This window comes from Streptomyces sp. DT190, assembly GCF_049846985.1.
In the GTDB taxonomy this organism is placed as follows: Bacteria; Actinomycetota; Actinomycetes; order Streptomycetales; family Streptomycetaceae; genus Streptomyces.
Map to the genome: position 1 here is coordinate 48,063 of NZ_JBNCNM010000024.1, position 19,642 is coordinate 67,704.

Annotated in this window: 17 protein-coding genes and 1 pseudogene; 12 read left to right on the plus strand and 6 right to left on the minus strand. The window is 70.8% G+C overall.

Annotated elements, in window-relative coordinates:
* Positions 1 to 17 precede the first annotated feature (17 nt).
* Positions 18 to 286, plus strand: a pseudogene (locus ACPXCS_RS31955) (HNH endonuclease); the annotation flags it as partial.
* Positions 287 to 336: 50 nt separating this feature from the next.
* Here the strand turns inward: ACPXCS_RS31955 and ACPXCS_RS31960 are convergent.
* From ACPXCS_RS31960 to ACPXCS_RS31975, 4 genes are all read right to left on the minus strand, one after another.
* On the minus strand, positions 337 to 552 hold the full coding sequence (locus ACPXCS_RS31960; RefSeq protein ID WP_425950906.1) for a DUF6207 family protein: 216 nt from the start codon (positions 550 to 552) through the stop codon (positions 337 to 339).
* Positions 553 to 670: 118 nt separating this feature from the next.
* Entirely contained in the window at positions 671 to 1,960 is a 1,290-nt protein-coding gene (locus ACPXCS_RS31965) for a competence protein CoiA (RefSeq protein WP_425950905.1), read from the minus strand.
* 273 nt (positions 1,961 to 2,233) lie between these two features.
* Positions 2,234 to 3,472 (minus strand): GNAT family N-acetyltransferase, encoded by a 1,239-nt coding sequence (locus tag ACPXCS_RS31970; RefSeq protein WP_425950904.1) that lies wholly within the window; start codon positions 3,470 to 3,472, stop codon positions 2,234 to 2,236.
* 2 nt (positions 3,473 to 3,474) lie between these two features.
* Positions 3,475 to 3,870, minus strand: coding sequence for a hypothetical protein (locus tag ACPXCS_RS31975; RefSeq protein ID WP_425950903.1), 396 nt, complete (start codon positions 3,868 to 3,870; stop codon positions 3,475 to 3,477).
* A gap of 404 nt (positions 3,871 to 4,274) precedes the next feature.
* On the opposite strand from ACPXCS_RS31975, the gene ACPXCS_RS31980 reads away from it, so the two are divergent.
* The 6 genes from ACPXCS_RS31980 to ACPXCS_RS32005 all read left to right on the plus strand — a co-directional run bounded on the left by ACPXCS_RS31980 (position 4,275) and on the right by ACPXCS_RS32005 (position 12,865).
* On the plus strand, positions 4,275 to 4,934 hold the full coding sequence (locus ACPXCS_RS31980; RefSeq protein ID WP_425950902.1) for an HNH endonuclease family protein: 660 nt from the start codon (positions 4,275 to 4,277) through the stop codon (positions 4,932 to 4,934).
* Between the two features lie 382 nt (positions 4,935 to 5,316).
* The gene (locus ACPXCS_RS31985; RefSeq protein WP_425950901.1) at positions 5,317 to 6,591 is read left to right on the plus strand and encodes a helix-turn-helix domain-containing protein; all 1,275 of its coding nucleotides are present in this window, start codon (positions 5,317 to 5,319) and stop codon (positions 6,589 to 6,591) included.
* 889 nt (positions 6,592 to 7,480) lie between these two features.
* Entirely contained in the window at positions 7,481 to 7,621 is a 141-nt protein-coding gene (locus ACPXCS_RS31990) for a hypothetical protein (protein WP_345586547.1), read from the plus strand.
* Between the two features lie 450 nt (positions 7,622 to 8,071).
* Positions 8,072 to 8,770: a hypothetical protein gene (locus tag ACPXCS_RS31995; protein ID WP_425950900.1), complete on the plus strand. Its 699-nt coding sequence runs from the start codon at positions 8,072 to 8,074 to the stop codon at positions 8,768 to 8,770.
* Complete coding sequence (locus ACPXCS_RS32000) at positions 8,767 to 10,749, plus strand: hypothetical protein (RefSeq protein ID WP_425950899.1); 1,983 nt, start codon at positions 8,767 to 8,769, stop codon at positions 10,747 to 10,749. Before ACPXCS_RS31995 ends, ACPXCS_RS32000 begins: the two co-directional genes overlap by 4 nt.
* 37 nt (positions 10,750 to 10,786) lie before the next feature.
* The gene (locus tag ACPXCS_RS32005; RefSeq protein WP_425950898.1) at positions 10,787 to 12,865 is read left to right on the plus strand and encodes a hypothetical protein; all 2,079 of its coding nucleotides are present in this window, start codon (positions 10,787 to 10,789) and stop codon (positions 12,863 to 12,865) included.
* A 190-nt stretch (positions 12,866 to 13,055) separates the two neighbouring features.
* Here ACPXCS_RS32005 and ACPXCS_RS32010 read toward each other — a convergent pair whose 3' ends face one another.
* Positions 13,056 to 13,301, minus strand: coding sequence for a hypothetical protein (locus ACPXCS_RS32010; RefSeq protein WP_425950897.1), 246 nt, complete (start codon positions 13,299 to 13,301; stop codon positions 13,056 to 13,058).
* A gap of 131 nt (positions 13,302 to 13,432) precedes the next feature.
* Here ACPXCS_RS32010 and ACPXCS_RS32015 point away from each other — a divergent pair, with 131 nt between their 5' ends.
* The 3 genes from ACPXCS_RS32015 (at position 13,433) to ACPXCS_RS32025 (ending at position 16,390) form a co-directional block, all read left to right on the plus strand.
* Complete coding sequence (locus tag ACPXCS_RS32015) at positions 13,433 to 15,085, plus strand: hypothetical protein (RefSeq protein WP_425950896.1); 1,653 nt, start codon at positions 13,433 to 13,435, stop codon at positions 15,083 to 15,085.
* 118 nt (positions 15,086 to 15,203) lie between these two features.
* On the plus strand, positions 15,204 to 15,482 hold the full coding sequence (locus tag ACPXCS_RS32020; protein ID WP_425950895.1) for a hypothetical protein: 279 nt from the start codon (positions 15,204 to 15,206) through the stop codon (positions 15,480 to 15,482).
* 164 nt (positions 15,483 to 15,646) lie between these two features.
* On the plus strand, positions 15,647 to 16,390 hold the full coding sequence (locus tag ACPXCS_RS32025) for a TIGR02391 family protein (RefSeq protein WP_425950894.1): 744 nt from the start codon (positions 15,647 to 15,649) through the stop codon (positions 16,388 to 16,390).
* Positions 16,391 to 16,435: 45 nt separating this feature from the next.
* Here ACPXCS_RS32025 and ACPXCS_RS32030 read toward each other — a convergent pair whose 3' ends face one another.
* A complete protein-coding gene (locus ACPXCS_RS32030; RefSeq protein ID WP_425950893.1) occupies positions 16,436 to 17,599 on the minus strand; it encodes a hypothetical protein in 1,164 nt (387 codons plus the stop codon).
* A gap of 112 nt (positions 17,600 to 17,711) precedes the next feature.
* Between ACPXCS_RS32030 and ACPXCS_RS32035 the strand changes: the two genes are divergently transcribed.
* Both ACPXCS_RS32035 and ACPXCS_RS32040 read left to right on the plus strand, forming a co-directional pair.
* Positions 17,712 to 17,978 (plus strand): hypothetical protein, encoded by a 267-nt coding sequence (locus ACPXCS_RS32035; protein WP_425950892.1) that lies wholly within the window; start codon positions 17,712 to 17,714, stop codon positions 17,976 to 17,978.
* Between the two features lie 699 nt (positions 17,979 to 18,677).
* Positions 18,678 to 19,496, plus strand: a complete 819-nt coding sequence (locus ACPXCS_RS32040) for a hypothetical protein (RefSeq protein WP_425950891.1) — start codon at positions 18,678 to 18,680, stop codon at positions 19,494 to 19,496.
* Positions 19,497 to 19,642 lie beyond the last annotated feature (146 nt).

A 19,642-nucleotide genomic window follows, 5' to 3' on the forward strand; every position in this document is an offset into this window, starting at 1 on the left:
CGCGAACCCGGTCCACGAGCGCGCAGCGCCGCGAGGCCTACGCCAACGACCAGGGCCAGGAGGCATCGCTGGTGGCGGTCACCGCCCGCTGCAACCGCAGCAAAGCCGACCAGGACCCCGCCCAGTGGCCTCCGCCCGCGGCCGACGCACACTGCGCTACGCCGCGGAGTGGGTGGCCACCAAACTCCGCTGGAGCCTGACCGCAGACGCAGCCGAGCTGGCGGCCCTGCACGAACTGGCCGGCAACTGCCCGGCGCAGAACGTCGCGTACGAGCCGGCCTCGTAAGCAGCTGCACCCTCAGGCGAGGCGCAGGTACCCGCAGCCGGCTTCGGACCTCACGGCTGTGATCCGAGCTCCTGGCGGACATCGAGGTAGCAGCGCAGCCGGACACCCGGCTCGCCCGGCACTCGAGCCGTGCGGTCCGCCGATGCGGTCGCCCAGTGCCCGGCAAGCAGCGCCTGAACGGCGAACGCGGTCTGGTCGTCGCACGCTGCGACGTCGACGACGGCCAGGCCCGGCTGCGCCACGTGTGCTTCGCTGATCGGCTTCATGCCCGGCACGACGCCGCCGTGCGTCTGCAAGTTCCCGCGTCATGGCACGTTCACTCGACCGAGTAGGCCCTCACCGGCACCGGGCCCCCGGCACCCCGCCTCTGGGGTCGATAGGAGCTCACCCGCCCGAACCTGATGGGTTTCGCGTCAGCGTCATGGCCCGGGGACCGACTCGTTCGTAGGCGCAGTGCTTGGTGGCCGGGTTCAGGACGGCGACTTTCAGCGGGCTCTGAGCGGCCTCTTCGATACGCCAGAGCCAGGCCCGGCCGGGGACCAGGATGGTCAGGTCCGCAGGCCACCGGGCGAGCGCTGAGGGGTCAGGGCACACCACACCGGCCAGTTGGAACGCGCTTGCCTCATGCTGCCGGCTGTAGAGGAGCAGTCCGTTGCCGTGGGCGGGGCTCTGGTCGCCGCACGTGACGGCCTTGCCGGAGGCGGAGCGGACCAGCTGCATGAACGCGGGCCACAGCGCAGCCTTGATGCCCGCGTGCTCGAAGAAGGCCGCCAGCCGCTCCTGCTCCGCCCGCTGTTCTTGCGCCTCCTGCTCGGCAGCCAACCGTCGGTCCTCGGCGGCCAGCCTGCGCTGTTCAGCAGCAGCGGCCCGTTGCTCGGCGGCCTGTCGGCGTTGCTCGGCCGCGGCCTCCTGCATGACGGCTTCGGCATCGGCCTCCAGCCGGGCCCGGACGACGGCGAGCTGGACGTAGGAGCGGGCGGTCCACCACACCGTGCCGTCCGGGCCGGTATGGGCATGGACCCGTCCCTGGAGAATCCACCGGATCGCCTCGTCCAGGGAGCAGCTGATGTGGGTCCAGGCCGCTTTCGTCTTCAGCGTGTGTGGCGTTGCCCAGGTGTAGCGCGCCATGCCATAACGCACCGTCCATGCGTCCCCGCGGTTCCTGGGGGGCGCTAACCGCAGGGAGGGCACGCCGCGCTCCCACGGCCGCTTCTCCATCGAGATCCAGCACACCGCCACTCCGTCCGCCGCGTAGCGGTCCGTCCGCATCCGCGCGTCCTGCGGCGTCATCGACGACAACTGCGCCTCCAGCGCCATGAACGGCCGGTCCCGCCGGTCGAAGACCAGCACGTCAGCACGCCAGGTCCGGGCCTCGTTACCGACCTCGAGCTCCGCTTTGAAGCCCGCCGCCCGGGCGGCGGTGGCCAGCTCCAGCTTCAGCAGATGATGCTCCGGCGACTCGTTCGCCAGCGCGCAGTCACGCGGCCGCACCTGGTGGTAGAAGTGCCTGGCACGGCGCGGGGAGATGCGCGCGAACACCCTTCCCCGGCACTCCGGACACGCCAGCTCCAGCCCTTTCACGCGGTGGACGTCCGCCCAGGACCGGCCACAACCGAGATCGTCCAGCGACGCATCCAGCCGCCCCCAGCGCGCATGCACAGCGGTGTACCCCATCAGCCCCCTCCCGCGTGGCCCGACAAGGACAGCATCCCCTCGTGCCGGTACGGCGATACCCCGGATGCGGACGCGCGGCTCGGGCCGCTCGTGCGCCGATGAGCCGGTCCGGCCAGCTGCTGGCGGTGCCCGGCGGCGGCAGCAACCGGCCGGACACAGGGCACGCCGCTCCTGTCCGGCCGCCTCCGCCCGGGGCCGTGTTCCGCACCGCCTCGTCGACGGCCAGTGACGTTCAGCGCGAACCCCGGGACGCTGTGGCGGGCGGTGTTCGCGCTACCGCATGCTCTGGCCCTGCCCCGGCGTGGGCGGGGGCGAGGTCTGCTGCGGCTGCCGGGACGGGGGCGGGGGCGATGCGTCGAGTGGCGGCGCGGAGCGGGAACGCTCGGCCAGGGCCGCCATGAGCCGGTCGGCCATGGCGCTGATGTCTTCGGCCCGGTCGGCGTACGCCGGTTCGGCGGCCGGCTGCCCGGCCTCGGGCGACAGCCGGAATCCGGCTTCGTCGTAGCGGGCCCGGTAGGCCGCGCTGGCGTCCTGCGGCCAGCGCGGTGCGACGGCGGCGCTGACCGGCGGCGTGAAGGCAGCGGTATGCGTCACCGCCGGCTGCCCGGCCGAGCGCCAGGCCAGTGCGGCCAGCTCTACTGCGATGTCGGCGCCGGCGGTGAAGTCCACACTGCCCGGCAGGGCGTGGAAGGCGGGCAGGGGGTCGGCCGGAGGCAGGCGCACGGTGAACACCAGGTGGGTGGCGGGCTGCGCGGGCACCGCGTCCTGGAAGAGTTCCTCGTGGTAGGCGTCCTCGAAGGCCGCGTGCCGGGTGCTGTTCCAGTAGGTGCGCGGCAGGTTGCCGTGCCCGACGTGCTCCACAAGGGCCGCGGCCCGGCCTGAGGGGTCCTGCGTGCGGTCGTGGACATAGGCGTGCAGAGCGGGCGGCAGGAAGAGCCGTGCCGCGCCGTGCAGCTGCCGCCCTGCCGGGTCCAGTCCCGCCTCGCGCACCGGCTGGTAGTGACGGGCGTAGTCGTCGGCCTCCTGCTCCAGCCGCTCGCCGTAGCGGTAGACCTCCTGCCGGTGGCCGTCCAGCCCGTAGAAGGCGTTCAGGTGGGCGTTCTGCGCCTTGTCGGAGGCCACCGCGACGGCGTCGAAGTAGACGGCCCACTCGGCGGGCGGTCTGTTGTGGACGTTGCGCTGCGGGGCGGGATCACGGTAGCCGTTCCACCACCACGTCCCTTCCCGGGTGCGGGCGCCATGGTTGATCCACGCCGTCGGGTACACCGCGCAGAGGGTGTCCATGAGCAGGCTGGCCACGCCGCGCCGTCGGAAGCCGGGCTGGACATCAAGCATCCACACCTCCACCGCCTGCCCGTCAGGATGGACGTGGACATCAAGGTGCCCGGCGACGGCCTGGCCCACCAGCGCCACCACCCGGCGCCCCTCCCAGGGGATACCGGTGGGGACCTTCCAGTCGGTCAGCCACAGCGACAGACCCTCCTCGGGCAGGCCGGCCTCACCCCCGGGCACGGCTAGCCGACCGCATCCGAGGCACCGGTGACGGCGATGACACGGCTGTGCGCTGCCAGCAGGCCGGGCAGTGCGGCCAGCGCCGAACGGGAGTCCTCCTCCAGCCGCCCGGCGCCCTCGCCGCCCTCGACACCGGGCCAGGAACCGGTGTCGACGGTGAGCGCGCACTGCATGACGACCTCGGCCCGCCCGCCAGCCGTCACCGGCCTCGGCACGGGAAGGGTGGCCACCCGGGCCGTGCAGGAGACCTCCCCCCGCGCATCTGGCTTCGTCCTGCTGTCGAAGATGATCTGACCGGCGCCACCCAGCGCGGCCATCAGCCGGCCGACCGCCTCGGGCGGGCCGCTGAGCTGGACTTTGGTGTAGGAGGGGCCCTGGCCCTCGAAAGGCGTACTCACTGCTGCTCCCCTGCTCGGTGGTGCGGATGGTTCCACCACCCACAACTCCCCGCCGTATCCCGCCGGTTCCCCCGGCGGCTGGGTGCACCCGGCCCGCTGCGCACGCCGCACCTTCGAACAGACCGTCCAGCTCCTGGAACTCTTCCTCCACCGCGAAGGCCGCGCCCCTACAGCCCGCGAGACCATCCGCGTCGACGGCAGCGAGCGGTGTGCCGGAACGGCGCAGCATACGGGCGCGTAGATCACGCCCGGTGACCGGACGGGGGCTTCATGCCTGGGCGGCGGGGACGGCGTGTAGGGGGGGGCCGTCGGTAGCCGGTCCCGGTACGACGATTGCACCCACACGGGCGGCACACCCGCCGAACAGCTGATAGCACCCCCTGAGGGACCGTTATGAACGGTGCATGCTCAAATCTGTGCTGCGCGGCCTGGCTGCCGCTGCTCTCGCCCTCCTGCCCTTGACCGTCTCGACTCCCGCTCACGCGGCGGAGACTGTTCCGCTGTCCGAGGCCGTCGCGCGTCTGCCGATGGCGGTCGAGTCCCGCGACGGCTACGACAGGGACGCCTTCAAGCACTGGAACGCCGGCGCGAACCCGTCCGACGGGTGCAACACCCGCGCGGAGGTGTTGATCGCGGAGGCGGTGGAGCCGCCGACGGTGGGCCCGACGTGCCGCCTGACGGGCGGCCGCTGGTGGTCGTACTACGACCAGGCGTGGGTGACCTCGGCCTCCGGCCTGGACATCGACCACATGGGCCCGCTCGCCGAGGCATGGGACAGCGGCGCTTCGGCGTGGTCCGCGCAGCGCCGGGAGGCATACGCCAACGACCTCGGCGCGGCCACGAGCCTCGTCGCCGTCACCGCCCGCTCGAACCGGTCCAAGTCCGACCAGGACCCGGCCCAGTGGCTGCCCCCGGCGGCCGAGGTGCACTGCCGGTACGTCGCCGAGTGGGTGGGCACCAAGCTCCGCTGGACCCTGACCGCCGACCAAGCCGAGGTGGCGGCGCTGCGCGAGGTGGCGGCCGGCTGCCCGGACCAGACCGTGACGTACGAACTGGCCCCGTAGGAGGGCCGCGGGGGTCCGGAACGGTCCGCGCGGGGACGTCCAGCGAGTGAATCGTCGCGGGTGTGGTCGGCGGTGTGCCGGGCGGCGAAGCGGGAGACGGCGAGCACGACAGCGTGGTCGGGTTTGACGCCGTAGCCGGTACGGCGGCCACCGAACGGGACGGCGGGCCTGTGCTGCTCGGCCGACCAGCCGGCAGCGTAGGGGACGGCACCGGCGGCGAGCCCAGTATCTCGGCGGCCCTCGGCAGCGGCATCATGCTCATACGGCTGTCCGGAGCATGGGCGACCCCGGCGACGAAGCCGCCCTCGCCCGTCCCGTAGCCGTCCGCCGAGAAAAAGGCAGGCCCCGCCGGTTGTCCGCGCCTCGCCGTAGGGTGCCGTGCATGGCCCGTTCCTGGACACGACTGCACGAGCACCTCGGTGTGCCGCCCGGCCCGCTGGACTTCGGCATGGTCGCCAAGGCTGCTGCCGGCCGCCTGGTGGAGTCCGACGACCTGGACTGGAAGGAACACCTTCCCCAGCCCCCGCGCGAGGGACGGTGGAACGAACTGGCCAAGGACGTCGCCGCGATGGCCAACACCCGCGGCGGCCTGATCATCTTCGGGGTCCAGGACACCACGTGCGAACTGACCGGCATCGACCCGGCCGAGGTGAATCCTGAGCAGTACGCCCAGTGGATCCGCAACCACATCCACCCCTACCTGTCCGGCCTCACCTTCACGACGCTCACGTCTCCCGACGGCACCCGCAGCGTGCTGGTAGCCGACATCCCGGCCAGCCCCATGGCCCCACACCTGGTCTACGGCACCGCCGCCCGCGACAAGGACCAGCAGGCCGCCGTCGCTCCCTACCGCGACCGCGACCACACCGCGTGGATGGCCGAGCACCAGCTCGAGCGCGCCTACCGCGACCGCTTCACCCGCGCCGCGCAGACCGACGACACCCTCCGCCAGCTCGTCTACCACACCCGGCAGACAGTGACCCTGCAGCAGCGGGAGGCCTCCGTCTGGTTCATCGCCGTTGCCCGGCCCGAACGCCCGCTGCCCCGCTCCGCCACCCGCATGACCCGCGACAGCGCCCGCTTCGTGACCGCCCAGGCCCACGACCGCGCAGCCCAGCAACCCGACAGCCTCCTGAACTCCGGAGCCCTGGCCAGCCTCGCCATTGTCAGCAACCCGCGCCCCGGCCTGCGCCGCTGGGTGCTCAGCACCCTGGGACTGCGCGCCGGACGCGAGACCTACGCCGAACTCCACGACGACGGGACCGTCGTGCTGGCCGCCAACCTCACCTTCAGAACCTCACGAGACCACTTCCGTGTCGACGACCACCTACCCGCCGGGCTCTTCGTGCACCAGGACACCCTCGAGGCCTGCTGCCGCGACCTGTGCATCCTCACCTCACAGCTCGCCCGCCACCTCCGCCTCGACAGCAGCCTGCTGTTCCACGCCACAGTCACCACCGGCCTCCACAAGGCCGTGCCGCTGATCCCCGTCACCGTGGACCACCCCGGCTTCACCTCCGTGCCCGACGGCGCCCGGTACCCGCACACGATCCAGCCCGTCACCGCGAGCCTGCTCCCCACTGACACCGACGAAGCCCTCCATGACAGCGCGCAGGAACTGTTCACCGACCTGACCAATCAGTTCGGCCTCGACTGAAGGCGGTGAGCCGTCCGCCCACCGAGGGAAACGCCTCACCGTGCTCCAGGAGACCCCCGGCATACGACCGTCTCGTCACCGAGCGCGGCGAGGTCCCCGCCAGGGTCCTCGGTGAAGCCGACCGCAAACACCGCCAGCTCACACCGCTGCTGCGCCGCCAGTCCACGGCTCCGCCCTGCCCCGCACCGCGAGATGCTCCAGGCCCGCAGGACCGGCTGCCTGGGCAAGGCCTGAGCCGCCGTCCACCACGACGACAGGCCCTCACTTCACCCGGTCCGCGCGGCACGTACTCCGTACGACACCGGCCACACGTCACCTCAGGCATCAGGTGGGACTCGGCACCTGGGCACGCCTCCGGTCCATGACGACGCCCATCGCCGGCAGGGTGAAGTTCGGTGACGGAGCGTGAACGTCGATCGTCTGCAGAACCCGCGGTTTGCGCCTTGGCGTTCGGTGCTGCTCCCTCCGGCCGACTCTGCGCAACACGGCTTGAGCGGTGGTGTATCGGCGCAGGTCAAGCGGCAAGTCGGCTGCGCAGAAACGGAGTTCGTTAGGTGCCGGCCGGCCGAGGGGCTTCTCGTGCCAAGAGACGGCTACTGGCCGTGACTCCTGACCGGAAATCTCGCAGGCCACGGCCCCGACGTGCCCGGTATGGCACAGTTTGGCGAACCCTGAAACGCGACTTCGTTCACCATCCATGAATGCGTAACTGCAGCTCAGGCGACATATTGTTACTCTCTGTGACGAGTTTGCGGCTGTTCGTGTGGTGTGTCAGGGTGATGCCCGGCGTCCCCGTCCTCGACCTTCCAAGCAGGACTTCTGACCGCGGATCCGGGCCAGGAGTCTCCCCGCTCACGGGGCAGGCGGCTCGGGGGAGGAGGACATCCTGATGGGACGTCATCGCAAGAAGCCGGAGCCGTCGTCACCATGGTGGAAGCGGGCCCGGTGGTGCTTCGAGATAGCGGTCAAGATCCCGGTCGCCGTGTACTACTGCGACCTGATCATCAACAAGCACCTGCCCTGGCATTGACCACCGGCCCCTACCGCTAATAGGGGCCGGTGGCGACCAGGGCGGCGAGGGCCTCGTCAGCCAGGCGGGGCCCCTCGCTCCTTCCCGGTGACCCGGGGTTTCCTACCCTCCCACGGACCGTACGCGTGCGTCACACGGCAGCAGGCCGTTGGCGGCCGCACTCCACCAGCCGGGACCTGCCTCACGATCCGCCAGCGCCCGGGGCCACGGCCTGGACGCCGGCGCCCCGGCGCCCCGGCGTCCGTGGAGAATGCCGCGCCCGCACCGGCCTCCCGCCCGGGCCGCCGGAGGGGGCGCGCCGGCGACCCGGGGCCGGGGGCCCGCTGTTGCAGCGCCCGGTGGTACTCGCCGCCGCAGTGCTCGCTGTCCCCATCCCGCTGCGCCGCGGGTCCTCCTATTCATCTCGTCACTCCATGGTCAGGCCCGTGTGCGGGTGGTTACCCTGACGTGATGGATCACGAGGGGGCGGGGCAGGGGAGTCCGGTGACCAGCCGGGAGCAGGACGCGGTGCGCCTGCTGCTGCTGATCGACGGGGCGTGCGAGCCGCTCACGGAGGCGGAGAAGGCTGTGTCCGGCCTGGAGCGGGCGGTGGGTGTGATGCGGACGCAGGTCAAGCTGCAGAAGCTGGACTTCTGGCTGCGTAACCCCGACTACCTGGCCAACGAGCTGCTGACGGCCTACGAGACCGAGCCCGAGGAAGCACTGCTGGACCTCGCCGGCCGCATTCTGGACTCCGAGGAGCCCGAGGTGCGGCGCTATCCGATGCTGCGCCACCACTTCGGTGCCTATGAGTGGCTGGACGACGCCCTGGCGGTGCTGCGCAGTGCCGGGCTGCTGGTCCGCAAGCGGCGGGGAACGGTCAACCGGGTACGCCAGCATGACTACTTCCTGCTGGAGCACGGCCGCTACGTTGCCCGGGAGATCATCCGTCAGGAACCGGATTTCGGCTATTACGTGCAGCGCGTCGAGGAGGTCCTGCGGCTCGCGGGGGAGAAGAGCGGCAGCGAGCTGAAGAAGCAGCAGTACCTGACGCGCGAGTACGCCGACACGCCGCGGGGGCGCCGGATCGGGTCGATCAGTGTGCAGGCGCGCCGCCGGCTGGCGGACTTCCGGCAGCAGCTGCAGGTACAGGGAGCGGGGGAAGCATGAGCACGGTGCAGGAAGAGGCACTGCTGGAGGCGCGCATCGCGGACAAGGCGGGCGTGAAGGTCGATGACGTCCGTGACGTGTTCGCCGCATACGGGCTGCCGCTGGTCATCTCCCCGGCACGACCGAGGTCACTGCGGGTGCACCGGCTGCGGGTGGCCGGTGAGCGCACCGGCGACGTCGAGCCGGGCCCGTTCGACAAGACCCTGTCTTTCTCTTCAGGTCTGACAGCGCTGGTCGCCTCGAACTTCCGGGGAAAGACGTCGGTGCTGGAACTGCTGACGTGGTGCCTGCGCGGCACGCCGCGCAGCGAGATGCAACGCCGTGTCCGCAGCTGGCTGCACCACGTCGACCTGGACGCGACCGTCGCGGGTGAACCCATGGCGTTCCGCCTGGACCTCACCGACGGGGAGATCACTGCGGCGGTCGTCCTGACCGGCCCCGACCCGGCCGCACTGGCCGGCGTACGCGGCCCCGCCCCGGACCGGGGCATCACCGTCCTGCTGCGAGCCTCGAGCACTGACAGCTACGCGGAGCAGATCGCCGGCCTGATGCTGGGGCGGATGGATCTGCAGCCCCTGGTCAACTCCTTCAAGGAGACCAGCACCCAGACCCACGGGTGGCCCGCCTACTTCGGTGCGGTCTACCTCCCGGCCGGCGGCGACAAGGCACTGCTGGGCGAGGTCACCTCCAACGGACTGCCCGGCCGTCTGCTGCAGGTCTTCCTGGACCTGCCCGCGGCCGCCGCCCTCACCCGCGTCAAGACCGTGCACGACGTGCGCCTCGCCGAGGACAAGGCACGCCGCGCGGTGGCAGCCGCCGAGGCAGCGGAACGCGCATCCGAACGCGAACGCCTGGAAACCGAGCTCGCCCAGGCCAGCGAAGCGCTTGCACGCCTGCTGCCCGGGGACGGCGAGGACGCCTCCCTGACCGACCTCGCCCACGACGCGGTCCAGACGGCCCGGGCACTCGCCGACGCGCAAGACGCCTGGGACGAGGCCGTGCGCGTCTTCCGCCAGGCGCGCACCGAACGCCAGCAGGCCGCCAAGCTCCTCAACGACGTCACCGAAAGCGCCACCGCCCGCCTGCTCTTCCACGGCCTGAACCCGACCAGCTGCCCCCGCTGCGACCAGCAGATCGACGACGCGCGCCGCCAGCAGGAGCGGCACGCCCACACCTGCGCGGTGTGCGCGCGCGAGGTGACCGGAGACGACGAAGACCCCCAGGAAATCGCCGCCGAGGCACAGCAGCGGCTGGAAACGAGCACAGCCGCCGAAGCGGCAGCCAAGCAGGCCCTGGAGCAGGCCGAGACCACCGTCGACGGCCTGACACGCCGGCTGGAAGGCGCGCAGGAGCAGCTGCGGCGCGCCCAGTCCGCCGCCGACCTGCCCGCCCGCCTCGCAGCCCAGGAGAACGTGCTGCGGCTGGAAGGCGCGCTCAGCGTCTTCCGCGAGCCCGAGGAGCCGGCCCTGGACGAAACCGAGGCCAAGGCCATCAAGGTCCTGGGAGCTGCCGCTGCTCTGCTGGAAAGGGACAGCAAGACGGCCGCCGAGGCGCTGTTCAAAAAGGTCAACGAAGAGACCGCCGAGCTGGCGACCCTGTTCGGTGTTCCCTCCCTGAAGTCGGTGTCGATCGACCGCGGTGCCCGCCTGAAGATCTTCCCCCTCGGCAGCAAGCAGGAATGGTTCAGCGACCAGACCGCCGGCGCACGCCTGCGGCTGCGCATCGCCGTGGCCATCGCCCTGCTCCGGGTCGGTCGGGCAAACGGCGTATCCACCCACCCCGGCCTGCTGCTGATCGACAGCCCCAAGTCCGAGGAGATGCAGTCCGCCGACGCCCATAAGCTCTTCAAGGAACTGGCCACCGTCGCTGCCGAGAGCGACCTGCAGGTAGTCATCACCACCGCGGACTTCGACCTGGCCCGCGCAGCCCTGCCCGCCGACAGCATCCGGCAGGCCGAGCCCGGCGCTTCCCTATGGTGATACCGCACCTGAGAGCACGCAGGAAAGGACGGCAGCCGTGCCGCAACTCGCCGACCGGCTGACCGAACTGGCCGCAGACGGCCAGCCCATCACCTTCCCTGCCCTCGGCCTTGACCCCGACGCCGTCGCCAGCCAGGCCGGCGACGTGGCCGCAGGCCCCTTCGCCCCCTACCTCGCCGAAGCCGTCGCCGACGCATACAACCGCAGCGACACTCAATGGCAGCCCGCAGCCACCGCCTTCCCCACCGGACTCGCCGCACAGCACAGCGTCCTGCACCTCACCGCATCCATGGACGCCCTGCTCCACAGCCCCGCGGCCGCCAAGGCACTGGGCAAGCCCCTGACCACAGCCCTGCTGGACGGACTGCCCGACCGCATCGAGGCCGCACCGCTCCTGGCCGCCGCGCGCCTCGAAGGCGCCGTACGCCTCGCCGTCGCCGAAGCGGTCACCCCCTTCAAGCTGTGGCAGACGCTCGAGGACGTGCCGACCGACGGCCCCGAAGACTTCCTCGAACGCCTGCCCCGCCTCCTCGGCCTCACCCTCGACCGCTGGGCCGACGAAGACACCATCGCCGACACGGTACGCACCCTGCTGCAGCAGCTCACCCACGACGAAGCCACCGACGTGGACGCGATGTTCGAACTCGGCTGTGACCTGCTGCGCCGCGCCCTGTCCTCCCCGGACATCGGCACCGTCACCACCCACCTCGTCCAGGCCCGCCGGCAGTTCGAGACCGCCGCCCAGGCAGAGGAGGCCCGCCACGACGCCCTCACCTACGCAGCAGTCTGCGACGCCATCCTCGCCTTCGGCCGGGCAGACGCCGCAGCCATCAACCGTGCCGCCGACCAGATCACCGACACCCTGACCCAGCGCCAGGCCTGGCTCCACCGCGCCCACCAGCCCGAATGGCTCCAGCCGCGGCGCTCAGCAGAAATCGCCTGGCACCACCTCGTCCTCCAGCTACGCGCCGCCGCCACCGCCCTCCAAGACGACGCCTGGATGGACGCCTGGCAAGCCCTGAACACCGTCCTCGCCGCCTACAGCGCCGCCCGCACCGTCTGCCCCCTAGGAGACGACACCGGCCAGGGCCTGGCCCTGCTGGTCCAGCCCGCAATCGAAGATAGCTTCCTGCGCCAGCAGGCCTTCCTGGCACAACTACGCCGCGCCGCCCAGGAAACAGACCAGCACGCCGCCCGCGGCTTCGATACCGCCACCGCCAGCGCCCTGCTCACCGCGATCGAAACCGCAGCCCAGCGCGAGACGAGCCCTGCCGCCTCCTCCAACGCCACCGACGACGGCAGCGATGACGACGACCCCGGCGGAGCAGCCCTTGGCCGCCTGCAACGCCTCGCCCCCACCCTGCTCCTCCAGCTTCAGGACCAAGCCCTGAGCATCGCCGACGCAGTCGATGACCAGCAGCTCCTGGTACTGGAGGGCCTCGCCCACGACAGTGACGTCGCCCGGCTCAAAGCCACCGACCCGCTCATCGTGCCCACACTCGACCGGCTCGTGACCGAGCTGTCCGCCCACCCCTTGTTCACCGGGGAAGTCCGTCAGACCTTCTCCGTGCTGGTCGAGCAGACTCTCCTCTTCCTCAAGAGCCGCTCGGACCTGACCCGCACCAACCTGGTCGGCTCCGCCAAGAAGGGCGAGCCGGCCCCCTTCGACTACCGGCGCAAACCCGAGGGAGACCGCAAACCCGTCGAAGCCGACCTGCAACGCGACTTCCAGCAGTGGCTCCAGAAAGGACCCCTGCACAACGTCGTCCTCGTTGAACCCGTCGACGTGGGCATGGGCCGGGCCGACGTCATGGCGCACTTCGGCTCCCTGCGCTACCTCACCGAGATCAAACAGGACGCCACCGACAACGATCCTCAGTACCTCGAGGGCCGCTACCTCACCCAAGCCGCCGAATACAGCAACACCAGCGCCCCGTTCGGACAACTCCTCGTCCTGGACCTCACCCCGAAAGACGACACGCAAGGCAACCTGCGCGTCGATGAGGTCGCCTGGACCACCACCCACCGGCCCCGCGGGGCCACAACAGACCGTGCGGTCGTCGTCGGCATCGTCGCCGGCAACCGCACCACCCCCTCTGCCTACTCACGCAAGTAAGCCGATGCATCCACGAGCTTGTGGCCACGTACCTCGACCAGGACGGCCGTCCGGACGACGCGGTCGCCCTGCGTGAGCAGTGCTGCTCCCGGCGAGAGCAGCACCATGCCTTCGCGGCTGTCAGGCCGCGGCCCACCAAGCACGGGCCGACGCGAGGATCGTGCCGGTCTGCTGGCGGGGTGGCTGGCGGCTACTGGTCGGAGTGGACGGCTTGGACGCCGGTGCCGGATGCCGTGGGTGTGGGGGTGAGCAGGCAGCGCCCGCTGGGGTGGACGGCCGAAGGGCGGGCGGCGTGGATGGGGTGGACGGCAGCCCAGGAGTGTCCCAAGCGCAGCAGCCCGGTGGAGGTGACCGCAGCGGCGGTGTCGAACGCCTCGATCCGGATGAACCGCAGCCCCTTGATGTAGCCGAGCAGACCCGGCCGTTCGGACAGCAACGGCCGGACCAAGGGGCACGAGAGCTTGTCGGCCCTGTGCGCGAATGCCGCCTCACCAAGAGGGGCCCAGCTGGAGGCGGGGATGTCCTGTTCACACAACGGGTGAGTGAGGAATGACCGATGCTGGCCTGGTGTCTGACCGTACGGAGACCAACGTCCGTCTGCCGTGGTGTGCACTGGAGGCTCTGGCCGCGATCGGAGCCCGGAGAGGGACGTCGCGGGACGAGACGCTGCGCCAACTGCTCGCCGAGCATGTGGAGTTCCAGGAAGGCCGGGACCCCGACGACAGGCTGACGCATATCGCCACGGTGCTGCGCCATCCCCCGCCGCCCTTGCACCGGCGCGCGCCGCATCCCGGCCGACCGGTCCGGCTGCGCGCGGAGCGGGACCTGCTGGAGCGGGCCCGTGCCGTCTCCCTGAGCCTGCCCGGCCAGTACCGGCGCAGCCACCGCGACTATCAGGCCCGGGCTCTCACGGACGCGGTGATGACCGCCATCGCCGTCGTCGAGCGGTTCACCGACGATGCCCTGGACGGGCTGCTGCCTCTGCTGCGGCACCGGGCCGCGAAGGGACTGTGGCGGCTGACCACCGCCCAGACCAGCACCGGCCCCGAGCGCGAGCTGCTGATCGCTGCCGAGGACATCCGCTCGGGCCTGGCCTGGCAGACCCCGGCAGACCGGGACGGTGGGACGGATGCGGAGGCGCGTCAGCTGCTCCTGGCGGCCGAGGCCCTGGAAGAGGAGGTGGGCTGGCACTCACCGGCCCGTTTCGAGACAGCCGCCGTCCTGGCCCGCCGACTGCTTGCCGGCCCGGATCCCAAGGCGGGCGAGCAGATGCTGTACGAGCAGGGCGCGGCCTGGGAGGAGCGGTACCAGGACGCTCTCCAGGCCGCTGCGCGGCCTCCGATGCTGCTGCACGGCTTTGCCTACGATTGGACGGGACGCGGAGGCACGGCCGTATGGCGCGCCTACCGTAGGGTCGGTGTGCAGGACTTCGAGGACTGGCTGACCTCACCGGTCCACGGCGACTCCGCGACGCACGTGGTGAGCCCGCCGGGCTGGCTGGTGCACGCTCCGGCCGGCTGGCATGCTCACGTCCCCGCAGGGGCGGGGCGCCTGGCGGAGCCGTACGCGCAGTGGGTGGCCGACGGCCGGGTCCTGGCCTTCCCCTACAAGAACCGTCAGGCCCTGTGGCCGATGACCTCCGCCGGGCCCGGCTGCACGCCGGTGCCCGGCATCGAGCCGCTGGCGGCCGCGGGACGGGCCGAGAAGCTGCGCCCCGAGGAGATCTCCGGGTTCATCGAGGCCGTACTCATCGACTGGCGCCACGCATACGAGGCGGACTCCTCGATCCGCATCGCCTTAGACCTGCCCGCCGATCTGGCGTACCGCTTCGGCTTTCTGACCTCCGAGCAGCAGCACGCGGTCATGGCCGAGGCCCGCGCCGACACCCTCCGGTGCATGGACGAGATCATCGAAGAGCTCCGCGACGACGGCCTCGATGAACTCGATCTCCGGCAGCTGCGGGAGGTACGCGGCAACGTCCAGGTGTTCCGGCGCATGGCCGCCCGCCACAGCAGGTACATCGCCTCGAAGTTCCGCGTGCGCCGGGCGTCATGGCGGTGGCCCGGACCGTCGGTGGCCGAGGAACTGATCACCAGCTCGCGCACGGACCTCCTTGAGGCCCTGGCCGTCCAGGCCTATCGCAGCCGTTCTCTGGCGCTCGAGGGGTCGATGCGGGAGGCCTGGGAGCAGGCGTTCGACCGGTACGGCCGCCGTATGTGACACCCACCGATACCCCGACCTCCTCTCCCTCCGCTCAACTAGGTACGTGCCCGGCCGAAAAGACGCCCGGCGAAAGCCCGCGCACCGCACAGTGCGCCCGTCGGAGGGGGAACTCCGCATGAATACCGCACCGCTGGTCTCGTCGATCGCGGCCGGCCTGGGCGGCGTCACGTCGGCGATGGTCGGCGCACCGTGGTGGCTGACCGCAGGCCTTTTTGGCTGTCTCGCCCTCGGCCTGATCACCGTCGCCGTCCTGCAGGCGCTCCTGCCGCAGGAGTCCGCGCACCGGCTGGCCTGGTGGCGTGACCGCCGCCGCCACCAGCAGCTGCGCCGTCAGACGCGTATCCGGCCGGAGCGTATGAACGGACGTACCGAGGGGCAGGGCCACGACGAGTGACTGGCACGTGCGAAACACGGCCCGGCCGAGGCGGCCGTGAGCCTATGCCACGCAGAAGCTGGCGCTGCCGCTCCCGGCGAAGCCGTGCGGCTGGACAAGCTGCCCGCCCCTGCTCTGCCTGCACGGCCGCAGAGTGTCAGTGCAGCGCCGTAGCGTTATGGCCCATGAACTTCCAGTACATACCGCCGGTTCCGGCAGAACAGATCCGGCAGCTGCCCACGCGAGATGTCGCGCTCCTTCTCCTGCAGCACCTCGCCACCGGCACCGGATATCTGCAGTACGCGAGCACCATGAACTCGGTGCGGCAGGCATTTCAGGAAGAGCCGGATGCGGCCGCGCTCGTGAACCGGCTGTCCGACGCCTGGTGCTGGCTGGAAGCTCAGGCGCTCCTGGCCCGCGAGCCCAGCCAGTCCGAGACCTTCCGCCGGATCTCCCGCGACGGCAGGGACCTGGCCAAGGACCCGCAGGGCATCACGCGGTTCGAGGCCCGCGAACGGCTGTCCGGCCCACTCCACCCGGACCTGGAGGGCACGGTGCGCACCAACTTCGACCTAGGTGACTACGAGACGGCGTGCTTCGCCGCGATGAAGGCGGTCGAGGTCGCCGTCCGCGACGCCGCTGGACTCGACAACTCTCTGGTCGGAGTGAAGCTGATGCGGGAAGCGTTCTGGCCGCACGAGAACGGCAAGGCCGGCGGCGCGCTCGCCGATGCGGAGGCTGAGGGCGGCGAACAGGCGGCCACCGCCAACCTGTTCGCCGGCGCCATGGGCGCCTACAAGAATCCCGCCAGCCACCGCACCGTCGACTTCGACGATCCGATCGAGGCAGCAGAGATCATCCAGTTCGCCGACCTGCTGCTGCGCCAGGTCGAACGGGCCAAGCGCCGCCAGACCGTGTCAATGACGTAGACCCGCACCGATGCCGGGCCGGACTGGACACCACCCCGGCCAGCCCTACAAGGGCTCCTCACAGCTCGCATCCGCACGCTTCCGGGCCTTTGCCGTCTGTTCGCGCAGAGTGCGGGTCCACGTTTCCATGAAGCCGGCCGCGCCGGTCTCGTCGCCGGGGATCTGGAAGAGGGCCGGGTCGGCCGTGAGCTGTTCCATGAGCGTCTCGTACAGCGCGTCGAAGAGCGGATCGAGGCCGATGGCCAGGCCCTGGGCGAAGTGCCTGGGGGAGGGGCTCAGGGCGATGACGTGGTCCAGGATGGGGAACATGCCCCACTCGTCGATCTTCGCCCGCAGCGCGGCCAGTGCCGGAGTGTCCGGCATGAACAGGGCGTGCATCGCGTACAGCCCGTAGAACATCCGCAGCCCGAGCAGCACCGTCCGGGCCCGCAGTAACTGCTCATCGCTGGCGCGCTGAACCGGCCCCAGCACGTCCGCGCGCTGCTGGAGCAGCCCCCAGTCCACCGGCGGACTCTCCCCGCGCTCAGCCGCGCCCAGCATCTGTGCCCAGTCCTCGGCCGTCAGCCCGAACAGGGCGAAGGCGCCGAACGCCTCGGCCAGCGCATCCCCGCCCACCTCCTGCGCCCCCAGACCGATCGCCGCCACCAGGTGCACCACCTCCGCGAAGTCCGGCCCATCCGGCACATCCACGTCTTCATCGGCCTCAAGGGCCGCGCGCACCAGGGCGGGGTCCGCAGACCCGCGGTACGGCCGTGTCGCCAGCAGCCGGCCGGCGACCTCATACAGCGCATCGGCGGCCTCTTCACCCGCTCCCGCCGCACCACGGGCGAGCTCCAGCAGCCGATGAGACACCGTGCCCCGCAGCACCCAGACCACAGCCTCCCGCACCGCCGCCAGCGGCGGCTCCGGCACCCGCACCGCTCCCGGCTGCGCAGCCTCGCCGGCCTCGGCAAACCACTCCAGCACCGCCAGCCGACGATCCCGCCCCTGGCGAAGATGCCGCGCCAGTACCGCCGCGTTCTCCACCACCACCGGATCGACCGCGTCCACCACCGACCCCCGGCCCCGCCCGAGCCCTCGCCGCCGATGCCGCGGCAGCAGCCCCGCCCGCCGCCAGCTCTCCAACTGGCTGACCGTCACCACCACTCCACGCGCAGCCAGTTCACGGACCACCTGCAGATCAGCCGGACCCGGCGCCCCTCGTGCCATGCCCCCCATTACAACCCCGAGAGGTGCAATTTTCTGCGGACCCGCCGCTCTGGCTCACTGGACTCGGCACCACCCAGACATCCGCCAACTCCAGAAGGCAGAAGGCCCGACCATGACCCCAGAACACCGAAACCGCATCCGAACCAGGACCGCCGCCGGCCTCGCCACCGCGTTCCTCGCCCTCCTCATCGCCGGCGCTCTCCGCCACCCCGGCCACCTGATGAGCATCCTGCTCATCCTCACGGCCGCACTCGGCGCGACCACCGCCACCCTCGCCCTCGCCGCAGCCTTCGCCCCCACCACCGCCACCCGCACAGCCGCCCGCCACACCCTCGACCTCCTGCTGCGCCTCGTACCCTGGTACACACCCCGAAGCTGACGACACGAGCGGCAGTCAACAACCTGGATGTCTGTGCAGCGAAGCGGAACTGACGTCACCACACCTGCCGGGCAGCCCGTAGTGCAACGCCGGGGCCACCCGCCAGGGGCACTGTGAGTTCTCGGCTCTGTGCGGCGCATCAAAGCGAGTTGAGCTGAGAAGTCGGTACAGATCTGGATTTTCATGAGGAGTTGGCACGCGGATCTGACCAGCTTGAACTGCGAATAGTCAACCTCTGGTCAGAGGTATATGAGTCTGTGAGCTGCTGATACGTGGTCGAGCTGGAATATCGCGGATACCTCGGGAACCCTTATGGATTTGGCGGCGTTAGCGCAGGTCAGGGAGCTGATGGAGTGCAGGGGCGGTTTGCTGCTTCGTGGGCGACCGTCCTGAGAGGCGGCAGCGGATCGCACTGCCGGGGCGTTTGCGATCATGGCTCGCCGACCGGGGCCGTGAGGCCCCATCCCGGTCAGCGGTGCAGTACCTGAAGAGCGCTGAGCACGGACCCGGTCGTGGCGGGTGAGCTCATCCTCGTGCGCCGCACGATTCTGTGGACCCCTCAGGACCAACCGGCCCGTCCGTGAATCGCGGATGGGCCCTTCGCCCGTGGCCGCAACTTACGGCCGGTTGGAAAAGCGGCGGTGGAGGGGCGTCCCGCCCGGCAGAATCGGGTGATCGACACGTCCCTCTGGGGGAGTTATGCAGGAACTTCGCTTCGACGACGACATCCGGTTCACCGCAACGGTCAGCAGCGATCAGACGTGGCTGAAGCGCGCGCTGGGAGCCCACGAGCTGAGCGTCCAACTAGCCGTCGGAGTGTCGCCCTTCATTGAGGCCGGGAAGATCCTCGCCCTGGAGACGGACCTGTTCGGCTTCGACACGACAGGGCAGCGCCAGCGGCTCGCCCGGACGACGGCGAACCTGGCGTACACCCCGAAGATCACCGTCCACCGCGTGAACCTGTCCTTCCCGCTGACGTCGCTGCAGGTCCATGCGATCGAGGAAGGCCGCACCGGCGACGTACGGTTCGAGGTCGACCTCAACGCGACGCTGCCGCAGGCGCCCGGCTACCCGGGGAGCGCCCAGGACACGGCGCACATCACCATCGCCAAGAGCCGGTGGGAACAGCAGCTCGCGCAGCTGGGGCCGTCCGCGGCGTTCGAGATGGCCGTACCGTATCCGCTCGGCGACCCGGAGAGGGACGAGGTCGGCCGGACCCTGCGAGAGGCGCAGCGTCTGCTGACCATGGGCGAGATCCCGGCGGCCATCCTGCAGATCAGGCGGGCACTGGAGTGGGTCCGGGAGAACGCGGGCTGGGACAACCCCGGCAGGAAGGTTCCCAGCCAGTGCAGCCAGACCGAGCGGTGGTGGCGGATCCAGGACGCTCTGTACAGCCAGACGTGCGGCGCTCTGCACAATGACGCGGTCACCAGGGACTTCGCATACAACCGGGCCGAGGCCGAGACGCTCCTGGCGATGACTGCCGCACTGCTGCGGAACGTACGCACCGCTGCGTGATGTGAAGGCGTCATCATCCCCCTTGGCAGAGCCCGTTGTCGTGATGCCGGCACGTCACCTCTCCGGCTGGCGCGACGGGCGGCGGCACGCTCGCAACCGCGGTCCCGGCCCGAGGGGCGTCAGCCGCCGCATTCATGTCCGCATCG